Annotated in this window: 13 protein-coding genes; 6 read left to right on the plus strand and 7 right to left on the minus strand. The window is 70.9% G+C overall.

Annotation, left to right across the window (positions count from 1 at the left end):
- Position 1: 1 nt before the first annotated feature.
- The gene (locus tag HED23_RS22935; protein WP_203185261.1) at positions 2–937 is read right to left on the minus strand and encodes an NADP-dependent oxidoreductase; all 936 of its coding nucleotides are present in this window, start codon (positions 935–937) and stop codon (positions 2–4) included.
- A gap of 214 nt (positions 938–1151) precedes the next feature.
- On the opposite strand from HED23_RS22935, the gene HED23_RS22940 reads away from it, so the two are divergent.
- The gene (locus HED23_RS22940; protein ID WP_203185262.1) at positions 1152–2174 is read left to right on the plus strand and encodes a phosphotransferase family protein; all 1023 of its coding nucleotides are present in this window, start codon (positions 1152–1154) and stop codon (positions 2172–2174) included.
- Positions 2175–2181: 7 nt separating this feature from the next.
- Complete coding sequence (locus tag HED23_RS22945) at positions 2182–3396, plus strand: acyl-CoA dehydrogenase family protein (RefSeq protein ID WP_203185263.1); 1215 nt, start codon at positions 2182–2184, stop codon at positions 3394–3396.
- A 95-nt stretch (positions 3397–3491) separates the two neighbouring features.
- Here HED23_RS22945 and HED23_RS22950 read toward each other — a convergent pair whose 3' ends face one another.
- Positions 3492–4799, minus strand: coding sequence for a M28 family metallopeptidase (locus HED23_RS22950; RefSeq protein ID WP_203185264.1), 1308 nt, complete (start codon positions 4797–4799; stop codon positions 3492–3494).
- Positions 4800–5239: 440 nt separating this feature from the next.
- Between HED23_RS22950 and HED23_RS22955 the strand changes: the two genes are divergently transcribed.
- The gene (locus HED23_RS22955) at positions 5240–5863 is read left to right on the plus strand and encodes a DUF642 domain-containing protein (RefSeq protein ID WP_203185265.1); all 624 of its coding nucleotides are present in this window, start codon (positions 5240–5242) and stop codon (positions 5861–5863) included.
- A 24-nt stretch (positions 5864–5887) separates the two neighbouring features.
- On the opposite strand, the gene HED23_RS22960 is transcribed toward HED23_RS22955, so the two are convergent.
- The 3 genes from HED23_RS22960 to HED23_RS22970 are packed head-to-tail and all read right to left on the minus strand — an operon-like array spanning position 5888 to position 8947.
- Entirely contained in the window at positions 5888–6481 is a 594-nt protein-coding gene (locus HED23_RS22960; protein WP_203185266.1) for a TetR/AcrR family transcriptional regulator, read from the minus strand.
- 37 nt (positions 6482–6518) lie between these two features.
- Complete coding sequence (locus tag HED23_RS22965) at positions 6519–8186, minus strand: AMP-binding protein (protein ID WP_203185267.1); 1668 nt, start codon at positions 8184–8186, stop codon at positions 6519–6521.
- On the minus strand, positions 8183–8947 hold the full coding sequence (locus tag HED23_RS22970) for an SDR family oxidoreductase (protein WP_203185268.1): 765 nt from the start codon (positions 8945–8947) through the stop codon (positions 8183–8185). Before HED23_RS22970 ends, HED23_RS22965 begins: the two co-directional genes overlap by 4 nt.
- A 172-nt stretch (positions 8948–9119) precedes the next feature.
- Here HED23_RS22970 and HED23_RS22975 point away from each other — a divergent pair, with 172 nt between their 5' ends.
- Positions 9120–10388 (plus strand): exo-beta-N-acetylmuramidase NamZ domain-containing protein, encoded by a 1269-nt coding sequence (locus HED23_RS22975; protein WP_203185269.1) that lies wholly within the window; start codon positions 9120–9122, stop codon positions 10386–10388.
- A 74-nt stretch (positions 10389–10462) separates the two neighbouring features.
- On the opposite strand, the gene HED23_RS22980 is transcribed toward HED23_RS22975, so the two are convergent.
- On the minus strand, positions 10463–13291 hold the full coding sequence (locus tag HED23_RS22980; RefSeq protein ID WP_203185270.1) for a penicillin acylase family protein: 2829 nt from the start codon (positions 13289–13291) through the stop codon (positions 10463–10465).
- A 222-nt stretch (positions 13292–13513) separates the two neighbouring features.
- On the opposite strand from HED23_RS22980, the gene HED23_RS22985 reads away from it, so the two are divergent.
- Positions 13514–14128 (plus strand): hypothetical protein, encoded by a 615-nt coding sequence (locus HED23_RS22985; RefSeq protein WP_203185271.1) that lies wholly within the window; start codon positions 13514–13516, stop codon positions 14126–14128.
- A 41-nt stretch (positions 14129–14169) separates the two neighbouring features.
- On the opposite strand, the gene soxR is transcribed toward HED23_RS22985, so the two are convergent.
- Positions 14170–14643 (minus strand): redox-sensitive transcriptional activator SoxR, encoded by a 474-nt coding sequence (gene soxR, locus HED23_RS22990; protein WP_203185272.1) that lies wholly within the window; start codon positions 14641–14643, stop codon positions 14170–14172.
- Between the two features lie 158 nt (positions 14644–14801).
- On the opposite strand from soxR, the gene HED23_RS22995 reads away from it, so the two are divergent.
- Entirely contained in the window at positions 14802–15263 is a 462-nt protein-coding gene (locus HED23_RS22995; RefSeq protein ID WP_203185273.1) for a MaoC family dehydratase, read from the plus strand.
- Positions 15264–15359: the final 96 nt, after the last annotated feature.

The raw sequence follows: 15359 nt of genomic DNA on the forward strand, positions 1-15359 counted from the left end.
CTCAGTCCTCCCAGGCCACCGTGACGACGATCTTGCCCCTGGTGCGCCCCTCCTGGTTGAGCCGGTACGCGTCGGCGGCCTGTTCCAGCGGGAAGACCCGGTCCACGTGGACGGAGACGATGCCCTGCTCGGCGAGTTCGGCGAGGTGGGCGAGGTCCGCGGCGTCGGGCCGTACGAAGGCGTAACGCCCCCCGTACGAGAAGACCTCGCCGTCGGCGATGGAGGCGAGCCGGCCGTCGGGCGCGAGGGTGTCGGCGGAGATCCGGAGCGCTTCCCCGCCCACGGTGTCGAAGGCCGCGTCGAAGCCGTCGGGGACAAGGGCCCTGAGGCGGGCGGCCAGCCCGTCGCCGTGCTCCACCGGTTCGCCGCCCAGCTGTCGTACGTAGTCGTGGTTGTGGGGTCCTGCCGTGCCGACGACACGGCAGCCCGCGTGCCTGGCGAGCTGGACGGCGAGCGAACCGACCCCTCCGGCGGCCGCGTGCACGAGGACGGTCTCGCCCTCCTGGACCTTCAGGGTGCGGTACAGCACCTGGTAGGCGGTGAGACCGCACAGCGGGAGGCCCGCCGCCTCCTCGAAGCTCAGACTCAAGGGCTTGCGTGCGAGGGTGCGCACGGGTGCGGCGACGTACTCGGCGAAGGTTCCGCGCGAGAGGAAGTCCTCTCGCACATAGCCGATGACCTCGTCCCCCACCGCGAACTCGTCCACGGCGGCGCCCGGCTGGACCACGACACCGGAGACGTCCCAGCCGGGGATGACGGGGAACACGGCTTCCAGCCCCGCCTGGAGATAGCCCTCCCGGGCCTTCCAGTCGACGGGATTCACCGCCGCCGCCCGCACCTTCACCAGGACCGAGTCCGGCCCGACGTTCGGGTCGGGCCGCTCGCCGTACTCCAGTACGTCGGCCGAGCCGTATCTGCTGTAGCTGATCGCCTTCATCCTCCGACGATCAGGGCGGGCCGGGGCGCCCGCAACTCAGGCCGTGGTCACCTCGAAGGGCGGCAGCGGGGTCCTCGGGTCGTGCCCGGAGTGCCGGGGCCCGCCCGGGGCGGGGAGCCGGAGATCACTTCTCGGATTCCGGGAGGACACTGGACGACATACCGACTGGTCGGCATCATGGTCCCGACCGTTCAACCTCCCGGAGGTGCGCCCCATGAGCCCAGTCCACCCGCCAGGTCTCGATCTCGACCTGCTGCGCGGCCATCTCGACCGTGAGCGGCCGGGGCTGGTGAAAGGACCGCTCGACGCACGGGTGATCGAGGGCGGACGCTCGAACCTCACCTACGTCGTCACCGACGGCTCCGGGCGGTGGGTGGTGCGCAGGCCTCCGCTGGGACACGTGCTCGCCACCGCGCACGACATGAAGCGTGAGCACCGGGTGATCAGCGCCCTGCACTCCACGGCGGTCCCGGTGCCGGAGACCCTCCTGCTCTGCGAGGACGACGCGGTGATCGGCTCGCCCTTCTACGTCATGGAGTACGTCGAGGGAACGCCCTACCGCACCGCCGACCAGCTCGCACCGCTCGGCGCGGAGCGCACCAGGGCCGTCGTCCTCGGTCTCGTGGACACCCTGGTGGACCTGCACGCCGTGGATCCGGCGGCCGTCGGTCTCGGTGACTTCGGGCGTCCGGACGGCTTCCTGGACCGGCAGCTGCGGCGCTGGGGCAAGCAGCTGGACGCCTCCCGCAACCGTGAGCTCGCCGGCATCGACGAGCTGCACGCCGCGCTCGGCCGGGAGCTCCCCGCCTCCCCCGCGCCCACCGTCGTCCACGGCGACTACCGCCTGGACAACGTGCTGATCGGCGGGGACGACCGGATCGAGGCGGTCCTGGACTGGGAGATGTCCACGCTCGGCGACCCGCTCACGGACCTCGGCCTGCTCGTGATGTACAGCTCCGACCTGGGCCTGCCCGAGTCACCCGTCTCCACCACCAGCGGTGCCCCGGGCCACCCCGGCCCCGCCGAGCTCATCGAGCGTTACGCCGCCCGCTCCGGCCGCGACACCTCCGCCATCTCCTGGTACACGGCCTTCGCGTGGTTCAAGCTCGCCGTGATCCTCGAGGGCATCCACTACCGCTACACCCTGGGCCAGACGGTCGGTGCCGGCTTCGACCGCATCGGCGACCTGGTCCCCGTCTTCATCTCGCACGGCCTCACCACCCTCCAGGAAGGCTGATCACCCCGTGGACTTCGCATTCGACGCCCGTACCGAAGAGCTGCGCACCGGACTGCTCACGTTCATGGACGAGCACGTCTACCCCGCCGAGGAGGTCGCCGAGGAGCAGCGCGCGCGGCTGGCCTCCCCCTGGGACACCCCGCAGATCGTGGAGGACCTCAAGGCGGAGGCGCGCAGGCAGGGCCTGTGGAACGTCTTCCTCCCCGACGCCGAGTACGGGGCCGGGCTGACGAACCTCCAGTACGCCCCGCTGGCCGAGATCACCGGCCGCAGCCCGCACCTGGCCCCGACCGCGCTGAACTGCGCGGCTCCGGACACCGGGAACATGGAGGTGCTCTCCCAGTTCGGGTCGGACGAGCAGAAGAAGCAGTGGCTGGAGCCGCTGCTCGCCGGGGAGATCCGCTCGGCCTTCGCGATGACGGAGCCAGAGGTGGCCTCCTCGGACGCGACGAACATCGAGACCCGGATCGAGAGGGACGGCGACTCCTACGTCATCAACGGGCGCAAGTGGTACATCTCCGGTGCGATGAACCCGGACTGCGCGATCTTCATCGTCATGGGCAAGACGGATCCGGACGGCGAGGACATCCGCCGCCAGCAGTCCATGATCCTCGTACCGCGTGACACCCCCGGGCTCGAGGTGCGCCGCGCGATGCAGGTGTACGGCTACGAGGACCACTCCCACGGCGGCCACGCCGAGGTCGTCTTCACCGACGTGCGGGTGCCCGCCGCCAATCTGATCGGCGAGGAGGGGGGCGGCTTCGCCATCGCGCAGGCGCGGCTGGGTCCGGGCCGGATCCACCACTGCATGCGGCTGATCGGGATGGCGGAGCGCGCGATCGAGCTGATGTGCAGGCGTGCCGTGGCCCGTACGGCCTTCGGCAGGCCGCTGGCGCAGCAGGGTGTCGTCCAGAACTGGATCGCGGACGCCCGGGTGACGGTGGAGCAGTTGCGCCTGCTGGTGCTGAAGACCGCCTGGCTGATGGACACGGTCGGCAACCGCGGGGCGCACACCGAGATCCAGTCGATCAAGATCGCCACCCCGCGCGCGGTCGTCGGGATCCTCGACCAGGCGGTCCAGCTGTACGGAGCCGGCGGCGTGAGCCAGGACTTCCCGCTGGCCGAACTCTGGGCGTCCGCACGGACGCTGAGGCTGGCGGACGGACCGGACGAGGTGCACCAGCGTTCGCTGGCGCGGCGGGAGATCAAGAAGTACCTCTGAGCCCGGAGGGCCGGGAACGAGCCCGGAAGACCCGGAGCGGTCCCGGGGCGAGTCCGGTGCGGGGAGGCGCGGGCGGGCCGCGCCTCCCCGGCGGGTCAGAAGGTGAGCTGCCAGCTGTCGATGTAGCCGGTGTCCTGTGCGGCGACGTCCCGGACCTGGAGCTTCCAGGTGCCGTTGGCCGCCTCGGCGGACGCGTTGACGGTGTACGTCGCGATCACGTTGTCGGCCGAGTCGCTGCTGCTGGAGTTCTTCAGCCGGTACGCGGTCCCGTCGGGCGCGAGCAGGTCGACGACGAGGTCACCGCGGTAGGTGTGCTTGATGTCGACCCCCACCTTGAGTGCGGACGGGGCGTTGCCCGTACGGCCGGTGACCGCGACCGACGAGGTCACCGCGGCACCGTTGTCGGGCACGTTGACGTTGGCGGCGTTGCTGAAGACCGTCCCGGTGGGCGGGGTGACCGTCCCGGCGGACAGGGTCCATATCGCGTGGGCCACCGCGTCGCTGTTGCGGTCCAGGGCCGTGTCGTTGATGTTCGTCGTCGTGTCGCACGACGAGTGGTAGCAGCGGTCGAAGGCCTGGCCCGCCGTTCCGCCCCACTTCTGCGCCTGGGCACTGGACTTGGTGTTGCTCGCCCCGGTGAACAGGCCTCCGACGGGCACGCCGGCGCTCTTGAAGGGGGCGTGGTCGGAGCGGCCGTCGCCCTCGGTCTCTATCTCCGTGGGCACCGACAGGCCCGCGAAGTAGTCCTTGAAGGTCTGCTCGATGACCGGGTCGTCGTCGTAGACGAAGTAACCGGCGTTGGGCGAGCCGATCATGTCGAAGTTGAGGTAGCCCGCGATCTTCGAACGCTCGGCCGTGGCCAGGTTGTTGACGTAGTACTTCGAGCCGACGAGACCCAGCTCCTCGGCCCCCCACCAGGCGAAGCGCAGGTGCTTGTCCGGGGCGAGCTGCGCCCGGGAGACCGCGAGGGCCGTCTCCAGCACGGCGGCCGATCCGGAGCCGTTGTCGTTGATGCCCGCGCCGGAGGCCACCGAGTCGAGGTGGGAGCCCGCCATGAGGACCTGGTTCGCGTCACCGCCCGGCCAGTCGGCGATCAGGTTGTACCCGGTGGCACCGCCGGAGGTGAACTGCTGGAGCGCGGTGGTGTATCCGGCCGCGTCCAGCTTGGCCTTCACGTAGTCGATGGATGCCTTGTAACCGGGCCTGCCGTGGGCCCGGTTGCCGCCGTTGGCGGTGGCGATCGACTGGAACTGGGTGAGGTGAGCCTTGACGTCGGCGAGCGGGATGTCGGGGGCCGCGGCGACGGCGACGGGCGCGGCCTGGACGGCGGGGGCGGCGGTCGCCAGCAGGGCGGCGACGGCGAGCACGGCGGCGGGCAGGAGTCTGCGTCGGACAGGTCTCATCAGGGGGCTCCGGATTCCGTTCGGGGACTGACGGAACGTGCGGGGGATCACCAGGAACGTGCACGGTCCTGGGCCTGGAGCTGTGGGGCTGGCAGCGCGCCCCCGATGCTCGGGTAGATGACCGAGCACCGTCAAGAGTGCAATCCGGACATGCGTGTTCGCTCACCGGACGGACGGGAGGGAGGACCAGGACTCCGGACCCGGAGGCGCCCCCTCCTCACCACAGGGGCCCGCCTTGCGGAGCCGGCCTCCGCGTGTGCCGGAGCACACGGTGCCCGGTCACACGCCGGGGGCGCTCGTGTCAGGCGTTCCGCCTGCTCAGCGCGCCTCGCGCGCCGCGTCCGGACCTCTTGGCGAGGTGTGCCGGGGGCCAACACACTCCGAGTGGGTTCCCGTCGGGGAGCCCCGCCCCCGGCGTCGTGTCAACCGAGAGGCTCTCCATGCGCCCGCTCCGCCTGTCCACCGCCGCCCTGTCCGCCGCGGCCCTCCTGCTGACCGCCGCCTCCACCACGGCCTCGGCCCATGGGCACGACACGACGACGCACACCCCCGGCACGGAGTTCGCCGACGGTTTCGAGACGCCGGTCGTCCCGCCTCCGGCCCCCTTCACCACCCACCCGGGCGGGCAGACCGCGGGCCCCTGGGCGGTCGGGGGTCACAGCGTCGACGTGTCCTCCGACCGACTGTGGGACGCGGCCGAGGGCAGCCAGTCGCTGGACCTCAACGGCACTACGTCCGGCAGCGTCTCGCAGCAGATACCGACACACCCGCTGATCTCGTACGTCGTCAGCTTCGAGCTGGCAGGCAACCCGGCGTGGGCTCCCGCCCTGAAGACGGGCGAACTCAGGGTCGACGGCGTCCCCGTGAAGACGTTCAGCTTCGACGTCACCGGCCGTGGTTTCCGGAACATGGGCTACGTCCGGCAGACCGCCGTCTTCACCAGCCCGCTGAAGAACTCCGTCACCCTCACGTTCGCCAGCACCAGCCCCGGCCCCGGCGGCCCGGTCATCGACGACGTCCGGATCCGGAGCTGCCTGCTGGTCCTCTGCCCTCACGTCGCCTGAACCGGCGGGTGACCGGGGAGGCCGTCAGGGGCGCAGGGCCCTCAGCAGCAGGTCGGCCAGATGGTCCGCGACCTCCTGCTGGCTGAGCGGGCCTTCGGGGCTGTACCAGGTGGACAGGTGGTGGACCGAGCCGAAGTGGTAGTCCACGACCAGGTCGGCCGGGGTCGCCACGGAGAACACCCCGGCCCGCTGTCCCTCCTCGATGAGGGCCCTGAAGCGCTCGTGGTACCGGCGGCGTTCGATCCGTACCTGCTTGTTCTTCTCCGGGCTCAGGTGGTGCATGGAGCGGAAGAAGATCGAGGCGTCGTCGAGATTCTCGATCGTCGTGACGACCACGTCGGCCGCCGCGTCGCGCAGCCGCTGCTCGACCGGCGCCTCGGCCCCCGCGAATGCGTCGAGGCGTTCCTGCTGGAGCCGCAGCACCCGGGCGTAGACCTCCTGGAGGAGGTCCTCCTTGGAGCCGAAGTAGTGGTACAGCGCCCCCTTGGTGACTCCCGCCGCCTCGACGATCTCCTGGACGGAGGTGCGGTCGTAGCCACGCTCCGCGAAGAGCCGGGTGGCGGCGGCCAGCAGCCTCTGGGGGACGGGCGCACCGTCCCCGTCCGTCGCCTTGGCCATTGCCGCCACCTGCCCTCTCGTACCGCGCGTAACTGTTCTACCGGGGGGAACGCAGTTCCCGCCTGAGGATCTTCCCACTCGCCGTCTTCGGGAGCTCGGCCAGGATCTCCACTTCGCGCGGGTACTTGTAGGCGGCCAGCCGCTCCTTGCAGTACGCGCTCAGCTCACCCGGTTCCGTCTCGGCGCCCGGCCGCAGGCTGACGTATGCCCGGACCGTCTCGCCGCGGTAGGTGTCGGGAACGCCCACGACGGCCGCCTCACGCACCGCGGGGTGGGTGTAGAGGACATCTTCCACCTCCCGGGGCCAGACTTTGAACCCGGAGGCGTTGATCATGTCCTTCTTCCGGTCCACGACGTAGAGCCAGCCCGCCGTGTCCATGAAACCGATGTCCCCGGTGCGCAGCTCCCCGTCGGGGAAGGCCGCTTCGGTGGCCTCGGGCAGATTCCAGTAGCCGGAGACGACCTGCGGTCCGCGTACGGCGATCTCGCCCTGCTCGCCGAAGGGGACGTCGTCCCCCGTCTCGTCGATGATCCGGACCTGGGTGTCCGGTCCGGGGACGCCCACGGACAGGGTCCCCGAGACGGGGTCGACCGGCGCCTCGTGCTCCGGCGGTACGGATGCGCAGGGCGCGGTGCACTCGGTGAGTCCGTAGCCGTTGCGGATGTACGGACCGAAGCCCTGGCGGAACTTCTCGACCAGGGCCGGCGGCAGCGGTGCCCCGCCGGAGGAGATGACCTTGAACGAGGCGAAGTGTTCCCGGGTGGCCTCCGGGTGCGCGGCGAGCGCCATGAAGGCGGTGGAAGGGCCCACGGTGTAGGCGGGTCGGTGCTCCGCGAAGGCCTCCAGGACGACGCTCGCCTCGAAGCGGTAGGCGAGGACCAGGGTGCCGGCGTTGGCGACGCAGGCGGCGAGCTGGCACACCATGCCGGTGATGTGGAAGAGCGGGGCGAGCGCGAAGTAGGCCGAGCCCTCTTCGATGGGGTGGCCGGCCCGCTGCCGCTCGGCGTTGATCATGATGTTGCCCTGGGAGTTCATGGCCCCCTTGGGGGTGCCGCTCGTCCCGGAGGTGTAGCTGATCAGGGCGGTGTCCGCGGCGGTGGGTTCCCGGCCCTCGGGGGCGGGGAGGCCGCGGCGGGCCACGGCCACCAGATCCGAGGCCCAGTCGTCGGCTCCGGGCGCGGGGAGCCGCTCGAAGCCGAGTACGCGGGGGTCGTCGGCCGACTGGAGGTCCAGCTCGCAGGCCGTGACGGCGATCCTCACGCTCGGGGCCGCCTCGGCGGTGGCCCGCAGATAGGACTCCCAGGCACGGTCCGAGCAGATCAGCGCGGTGACCTCCGCGTCCTTCAGTACGTGACCGACCTCGCCGGACTTGTACATCGGGTTGAGCGGGACGACGGTCGCACCGGCCTTCCAGGCACCGAGCAGCGCGATGACGAAGTGCGGGGTGTTCTGGAGCATGATCGCGACCCGGTCGCCGCGCTCCAGCCCCTCGGCGGCGAGGTGCCCTGCCACGGAGTCGGACAGCTCGTCGGTCTCGCGGTAGCCGAGGCGACCGTCGAAGTAGGCGAGCGCGGTGTGCTCGGGGGCCCGCCGGACGGCCGCGCGGAAGGCGTGGACCATGGTCTCGGCTGGGTGGACGGGGGCGAGCTGGGCCTCACTGAGCAGGTCGGTCCAGGGCTTCGCCGCGTAGATCGACCCGGTCATGCGCCGGCCTCCTCCCACTTCTGCTGCAGGTGGTTCATGTTGCCGATCCAGTGGTCGGGGTCCTTGGCGCGGGCGCGGTAGTAGCCGGCGACCTCCGGATGCGGCAGGACCAGGAAGCGGTCCTGCTCCATTGCCTCGAACAGGGCGTCGGCGACGGCCTCCGGCTCGATCGCGGTGGGCGCGAGCACGAGGTCGCCCGCGGAACCGGCCGCCGTGAGCATGTCCGTGCGCACGCCCTGGGGGCAGATCGTGTGGACCTTGACGCCCCGGTGGCGGTAGGTCAGCGACAGCCACTCGGCGAAGGCGACGGCGCCGTGCTTGGTCACGCTGTACGGGGCGGCTCCGATCATCGTCAGGAGGCCCGCGGCCGACGCGGTGGAGACGAAGCGGCCGCTGCCGCGCTCCAGCCAGTCCGGCAGCAGCGCCCTGGCCGCGCGGACGTGCGCCATCACGTTGACGTCCCAGGCCGCGGCCCACACGTCCTCCTCGGCGAAGGCGTCTCCGCCCGAGGCGAGGCCTGCGTTGGCGCAGTAGACGTCCACCGTGCCGCCGAGCGCGTCGCGCGCGGCCTCCACGATGCCGGAGGCGTCGCCGGCCACGACGGTGCCGCCGATCTCCTCGGCGAGCGCCTTGATCCGGTCGCCGTCGAGGTCGTTGACGACGACCCGCGCGCCCTCGGCGGCGAATCTGCGGGCGAGGGCCGCCCCGATGCCGCCTCCGGCTCCCGTCACCACTACGCCAGCGCCCTGCACCGTGCTCATCGGTTCCGCCTCTCTCAGCCGTGTTCCCCGGCAGACTAACCAGTCGGTATGTGATCGCGGAAGAGGTTCGCGGCAGGACTGGGAATCTGCCCAGTCATGGCCGTTCCGTGCGGCGCGCACCCGCGCTAGCGTGCGTGACCATGACAGTCGACGCGATCATGGAGGTAGCCCGATGACCCTGTCCAGGCGTGGATTGCTGGCTGTCGGCGGTGCGATGGGAGCCCTCGCGACGACCGCCGCGGGACCGGGGGCGGCCATGGCCGCCGGCCGGGGGCACGGGGCCGGGGGCACCCGGGTCCGTACCGGCTTCGAGCGGCTGCGTGCCGACGGGTACCGGCTGCTGGCCGGGCAGAAGGTGGGTGTCGTCACCAACCCGACCGGAATCACCACCGACGTACGGCACATCGTCGATGTGATGCACCCGGACGACCGGGTGAACCTGACCGCCGTCTTCGGCCCCGAGCACGGCTTCCGGGGGACGGCGCAGGCGGGCGGCTCGGAGGGGCGTTACGACGACCCCGCGACCGGACTGCCGGTCTACGACACGTATCTGAAGAGCGGGCAGCCGCTGGCCGACGTCTTCACCGCGTCGGGCGTCGACACGGTGGTCTTCGACATCCAGGACGCGGGCGCCCGGTTCTACACGTACATCTGGACCTTGTACGACTGCATGGAGGCGGCCGCGCTCGCCGGCAAGCGGCTCGTGGTCCTGGACCGGCCCAACCCTGTCACCGGCAGGGCGGCTCTGGGGCCCGTGCTCGATCCGGCCTTCGCGACCTTCGTGGGGCGCAGGGAGATCTCGCAGGCACACGGCATGACGGTGGCCGAGCTCGCGCTGCTGTTCGACGCCGAGTTCCTGACGGCCCGGCCGCTGGACCTGGACGTCGTGAAGATGTCGGGATGGCGGCGCGGGGACTTCTTCGACGAGACGGGCCTGCCTTGGGTGCCGCCGAGCCCCAACATGCCGACGCCGGAGACGGCGCTGGTCTACTCGGGGACGTGTCTGTTCGAAGGGACGAACCTCTCCGAGGGCCGGGGAACGACACGGCCCTTCGAACTGCTCGGAGCCGAGGGCGTCGACCACCGCTGGGCGGCTGCCGCCAACGGCCTGGAGCTGCCCGGGGTCGCCTTCCGTGAGGCGTACTTCGCGCCGGTGTTCTCCAAGTTCCAGGGCAAGACGGTGGGCGGTGTGCAGGTGCACGTCCAGGACCGGGACGCCTTCGACCCCGTACGCACCGGCATCGCGCTGCTGGTCACGGCGAAGCGGACGTGGAGCGGCTTCGCGTGGCGGGCGGACAACTGGATCGACAAGCTCACGGGCAACACCCGGGTCCGCACGATGATCGACGCGGGGGCGGACACGGACGAGGTGGTGGGGGCCTGGGCCGCCGACCTCGCGGCCTTCCGTGGTGTGCGCCGGGAGTACCTGCTCTACCGGTGAGGTCCCGGACCTCACCGAGCCTGTTCCCCGTCCGGCCCGGACGGGGAACAGGCTCGGTGACGGTGCGCCGGCCGCTACCGGTGCGAGGGGAACTCGACGACCAGCTGGTAGGTCGGCCGGTTCTGCCAGTGGATCGACTTCTGCGAGATCCCGCCCAGCGGGCGGTGGATGATCGCGTCGGTGCACCACTGCTCACCGGCCTTGCAGCTGTCGTCACCCGGGTAGACCTCGGCCGCCGGTACGGCCGCCGCGTCCTTCAGGGTGCTGAGCAGCGCGGAGCGGCAGGCGCTCAGGTCGCCGTTGCCGCAGTACGTCTTCCCCAGCGGCCCCTTGACGGACTGTCCGAGTACCTGGCGCAGGTCCTTGTCGGCGAAACCCCACCAGCCGTACTGGAAGGCAGAGCCGCTGTGCGCCCCGCTCGGCCCGTGACTGGCGGCCGGGGACTCGTCCGTGGACAGGCTCGCGGTCAGTGCCGTGTAGAGGGCGTCGCCCATCCCGGGACGGAACTCCGCCTCGACCAGCTTCGGCCACCACGCGTCCATGATCCGTACCGCGTCCGCGTGCGTGTAGGCGTGCGATCCCGGGCCGGTCTCCTTGCGCTGCACGCCCGCCGCCCGCCAGGAGTCCAGCTGCTGGACCACCGCGTTCAGCTGCGGGTCGGTGACCGGCTGGGAGCGCAGCACCTTCAGGAGCTCGGGCAGCAGCTGCTCACCGCGGAGGTCGGTGAGGGCGGCCTCCTCCATGGCACGGGTCAGGGAGGCCCGGGTCACGCCGCCCTCCTCGACGAGTTCGGACACCCTGTCGTCGAGCAGGTCGCCCCTGTGCACCGCGCCGAAGCCGAACGCGGCGGTGGAGTAGTCCTTGGCCTGACGGTTGTTCCAGGAGATGTAGTAGTCCTGGCCGCTGGAGTGCGGGTGCTCGGCGAAGGGGGTGTAGTCGGTGGTGTTGGCCGCCGGGTCGTAGCCCCGCCACTCGTACGCCTTCTCGGCCTTGACCGGCAGCGCGGCGTCGACCCCGGCCGCGCGCACGGGGTTCATCCCGCTGTTGTAGTAGGCCGTGGTGCGCGAGTCGGCGTAGAACCAGTTGAAGGCGTAGTCGATGTTGCTCGCCGCCTGCTGGAAGGAGGCGGCGTCGGTGACGACCGCCGGGTCGTTGAGCATCTGGAAGCCGATGATCGAGTCGGCCTCGTGCCGGTAGGTGGAGCGCAGCGAGGTGTACGCGACCGGCTTGCCGTCCACCGTGGCGCGGTGGGTGACGATGCCGTGGTCAGTGCGCCACACCTGCATCCGGTAGGAGCCCTTGGCCGTGGAGTCGGCGACGGTGGGCTTCCAGGAGTTGGTGCGCTCCAGCTTCTCCATGGCCGTGCAGACGCCGTCGTCGCGGTAGTGCGTGGAGTTCTTGGCGGGCGCGGAACCGTCGGGTTCGCAGAGCTCCACCGCGTACGTGTCGGTGATGTCCTGGGCGGCCGACGTGGCGCTCCACGCGTAGTCCTGGCCCCGGCCCATCTGGATGTACATCCCGACCCCGGCGAAGGAGACGCCACGGGCGCTGATGCCGGGGCCCTGGAGCTCCTGGAGCATCATCAGCTGCGGCGCGAAGTAGCCGGTCTGAGGTCCCATCACGGCGACCGGGTTGCCGCTCGCGGTGTGCTTGCCGGACACCAGGAGGGCGTTGGACATGCCCCGCTTCTGGGCGCCGTCGCCGGAGCCGGGCAGCGATCCCTCCGGTATGACACCGTCGTCGTACATGCCCTGGAGGGGCTTGAGCGCGGCCGGCGCGTCGACCGGCGCCTTCTTGCCGGTGCCCGCCGAACCGGTGCGGTCGTATATCAGGGGTTCGGGTGTGACGGAGCCCGCGTCGGGGAGGGCCGCGCCCCGGGCCTTGTCGGGTTTGCCTGCGTACGGGAACGAGGTGCCGTCGTGGACGGTGAGGACGGCCTCGGGGTCGTTGCGCTGCCGGAAGGACTCCCAGACGCGGGTCCCCTCCTCGACGCCGTACTTCTGCTGGGCGGCGAGCAGCGAGAGCGCGGCCTGGACCTCGCCGCCGCCTCCCCCGCCGAACTGTCCGCCGACGACCGAGGCGATCGAGATCAGGTCGGTGAGCTTGAACGGCTGGATCTCACCGACGTTCGTGATCGAGTCGATCTTCCCGGTGAGGACGTACTCACCGGGGAAGTAGCGGCCGTTCTTCGACTTCACCCGGTAGGCGTTGATCCCGTCGATGTAGGCCTGCGCGTCGGCCATCGCCTGCTCGCCCCGCGCGCCCTCGGTGGTCCTGATCCATTCGACCTGGGCCTCGAGATCCGCCTCGGTGTACGGGGCCTGCGGCCAGAACTGCTGCTCCAGGCCCTGGTTGGCCAGTGCTCCCCCGGCGAAGGAGGTCAGCTCACCGCGCCCGATGTGCCGGAAGAGGTCCATCAGCCACAGCCGGTCCTGTCCGGCGGCGAATCCGGCGCCGAACTCGGTGCCGTAGCGGGTGGTGCCCTTGATGTGGGGGACGCCGCTCTTCTTGTCCCGGGTGATCGTGACGTCCTCGCGCGGCTTCGTCACGGACTCGACCTGGTCGGCGGCGACCCCGAAGGAGGCGTCGTTGAAGAAGTCGGTCAGCTTCTGGTCGGTGAGCCCCGTATGGCCCGCGACCAGTCCGTTGTAGCGGTCCAGCTGGTCGTCGCTGTGCGCGGGGTGGGTGCCGAACGCCTTGTTGCCGAGGATCTCGACGAGCGTGGCGTTGCCGTTCTCACCGGGCGGCAGGATGTCCGCGCACTGGTTGTGGCAGTGGTCGGTGACGGCGACGGGTTCCGGTTCCGCCGCTCCGGCGACGGGCGCCGAGGCGAGCAGGGACGAACCGAGAGCGAGAACGGCCGCGACTGCGACGGCTCCGAGCGTGCGGGTGCGTGGGGGCATGCGTGCTCCTCCGGGGTGGCCGATGCGCCGGAGGTTACTGGCGGTACGCCCCGCCGGTAAGATGAACATCAGTCACTTTTTCCGAATCGCCACACGCTCCTGCGGGGTCCCACGTGGACGGTCTCAGTCCGTGGACGCATTTCGCCCTTGGATGGAGCCGAATCGGGCACTCGTACGTCCATCCCTTGACGCCGAAGTACGAGCGACGGAGGTGGCAGTGCCATGGCCGGTTTCCGGAGTCTTGCGAGACAGGTCCGCGATCCACGGGGCGATCTGGCTTTGCGGCGGTACTCGCTGCGCAAATGCCTGGAGCGGTTCGCCCCGTACGGTCACCGTGCGACCTGGGATCATCTGTGCGCCCGGCACGGGATAGAGCCCGAGGACAGGGCCCCCGAACCGGTGCGCCTGATCCGCGCGCTGGACGAACTGGAGGAGGCGCGGGCCGTCTGGCTCGCGTACGAGGAAGGCTTCGCCGAGCGGCGGCGCCGTGAGAAACACGACGGGCTGCGGCGGCCCGGCGCGTTCGACGACTGGCACCGCCGGACCTGGGGCGGCAACGGGATCGCCCACTGCGAGGATCCGGGGGTCCACCCCAGCGCGCCCCTCGCGGAGGTCCTGGGGCGGCTGATCGCGGCCCTGGGCGGGAAGCCCGGAGCCGCCTGCCCGGTCTGCACGGGGACCGGGATCGTCTGGCGACAGGACCTGGACCGTGAGCCCTGGTCCGGTCCGGTCTGCACGCGGTGCGGCATCGTGGTCCCCCGGCCCGTCCTGACGGCGGGCGCCCTGGCCAGGGCCAGGGGGGCACGCACGAGGGGGCTCACGGCGTCGGCCGCCTGAGGCGGACGGCCACGGAGGTACCGGCCGGAGCCGGGGCGCGCTCAGGAGCGGTTCGCCCCGCCCCGCTCGGGCATCAGCCGGGAACCGGCCATCCGGTCGCCGAAGACGTCGTCGGGGTTGGACAGCACACAGGTCTCCAGCGAGAGACAGCCGCAGCCGATGCAGTCGGTGAGGTGGTCACGCAGCCGGCCCAGCTGCTTGATCCGCTCGTCCAGCTCCGATCGCCACGCCCGGGAGAGCCTGGCCCAGTCCTCGTGGTTCGGCGTGCGCTCCTCCGGCAGCTCGGCGAGCGCGTCCCGGATGGTGGCGAGCGGAATGCCCACCCGCTGGGCGGCGCGCACGAACGCGACCCGGCGCAGGGCGTCCCTGCCGTAGCGGCGCTGGTTGCCACTGGTGCGACGGCTGCTGATCAGGCCCTTGGACTCGTAGAAGTGCAGGGCGGACACCGCGGCGCCGCTACGGGCGGAGAGCTGGCCGACGGTGAGTTCTTGGTATGACTGCGGGATCTGTGGCACTCCCCGAACCCTAATGGCCGCACCCCGGCCGCTCCCGGTACTTCGAAAACCCGCCCGGTCCGTCGTTGACAGGGGCGCGCGGTCCAACCATGCTGAGCAAGCGCTTAGACATCACCCCGGAGAGGGTGACCGACAGCCGGAAGGCAGGGACCACGAACATGGCAGAGCCGAAGATCTTCACGTCCGCACAAGAGCTGAGGGACGGGGTCGGCCAGGAGCTCGGTCACAGCGACTGGCTGGAGATCGAGCAGAAGAGGATCGACCAGTTCGCCGAGGCCACGGGCGACCACCAGTGGATCCACGTGGACCCGGAGCGCTCCGCGAACGGCCCCTTCGGGACGACGATCGCGCACGGCTATCTCACGCTGTCGCTGCTGCCGGTGCTCGTGCCGCAGATCCTTCAGGTCGAGGGCGCCAAGATGGGCATCAACTACGGGACCAACAAGGTCCGCTTCCCCTCGACCGTCCCGGTGGGCTCGCGGCTGCGCGCCACCGCCGTACTCAAGAGCGTCGAGGAGGCGGGCGGCGGCGTGCAGGTGACCGCCCTCGTGACGGTCGAGCGCGAGGGCGGCGACAAGCCGGCCTGCGTCGCCGAGTCGGTGTCGCGCTACTACTTCTGAGCCGCGCACATCGGAGTCACGCGCGCTTCCGTGTCGCGGGCTTCCGAGTCGTGGCACGGCTTTCGATCCGTGCGGAGTGCGCCGGGCCCGCGGGGG

It is taken from the genome of Streptomyces pratensis (assembly GCF_016804005.1).
GTDB lineage: Bacteria > Actinomycetota > Actinomycetes > Streptomycetales > Streptomycetaceae > Streptomyces > Streptomyces pratensis_A.

Coding starts and splice junctions, on each gene's coding strand:
- HED23_RS22995 (WP_203185273.1), top strand. CDS start 14,802: ATGGCAGAGCCGAAGATCTTCACGTCCGCACAAGAGCTGAGGGACGGG.
- HED23_RS22975 (WP_203185269.1), top strand. CDS start 9,120: ATGACCCTGTCCAGGCGTGGATTGCTGGCTGTCGGCGGTGCGATGGGA.
- HED23_RS22980 (WP_203185270.1), bottom strand. CDS start 13,291: ATGCCCCCACGCACCCGCACGCTCGGAGCCGTCGCAGTCGCGGCCGTT.
- HED23_RS22985 (WP_203185271.1), top strand. CDS start 13,514: ATGGCCGGTTTCCGGAGTCTTGCGAGACAGGTCCGCGATCCACGGGGC.
- HED23_RS22965 (WP_203185267.1), bottom strand. CDS start 8,186: ATGACCGGGTCGATCTACGCGGCGAAGCCCTGGACCGACCTGCTCAGT.
- HED23_RS22950 (WP_203185264.1), bottom strand. CDS start 4,799: ATGAGACCTGTCCGACGCAGACTCCTGCCCGCCGCCGTGCTCGCCGTC.
- HED23_RS22960 (WP_203185266.1), bottom strand. CDS start 6,481: ATGGCCAAGGCGACGGACGGGGACGGTGCGCCCGTCCCCCAGAGGCTG.
- HED23_RS22955 (WP_203185265.1), top strand. CDS start 5,240: ATGCGCCCGCTCCGCCTGTCCACCGCCGCCCTGTCCGCCGCGGCCCTC.
- HED23_RS22935 (WP_203185261.1), bottom strand. CDS start 937: ATGAAGGCGATCAGCTACAGCAGATACGGCTCGGCCGACGTACTGGAG.
- HED23_RS22970 (WP_203185268.1), bottom strand. CDS start 8,947: ATGAGCACGGTGCAGGGCGCTGGCGTAGTGGTGACGGGAGCCGGAGGC.
- HED23_RS22940 (WP_203185262.1), top strand. CDS start 1,152: ATGAGCCCAGTCCACCCGCCAGGTCTCGATCTCGACCTGCTGCGCGGC.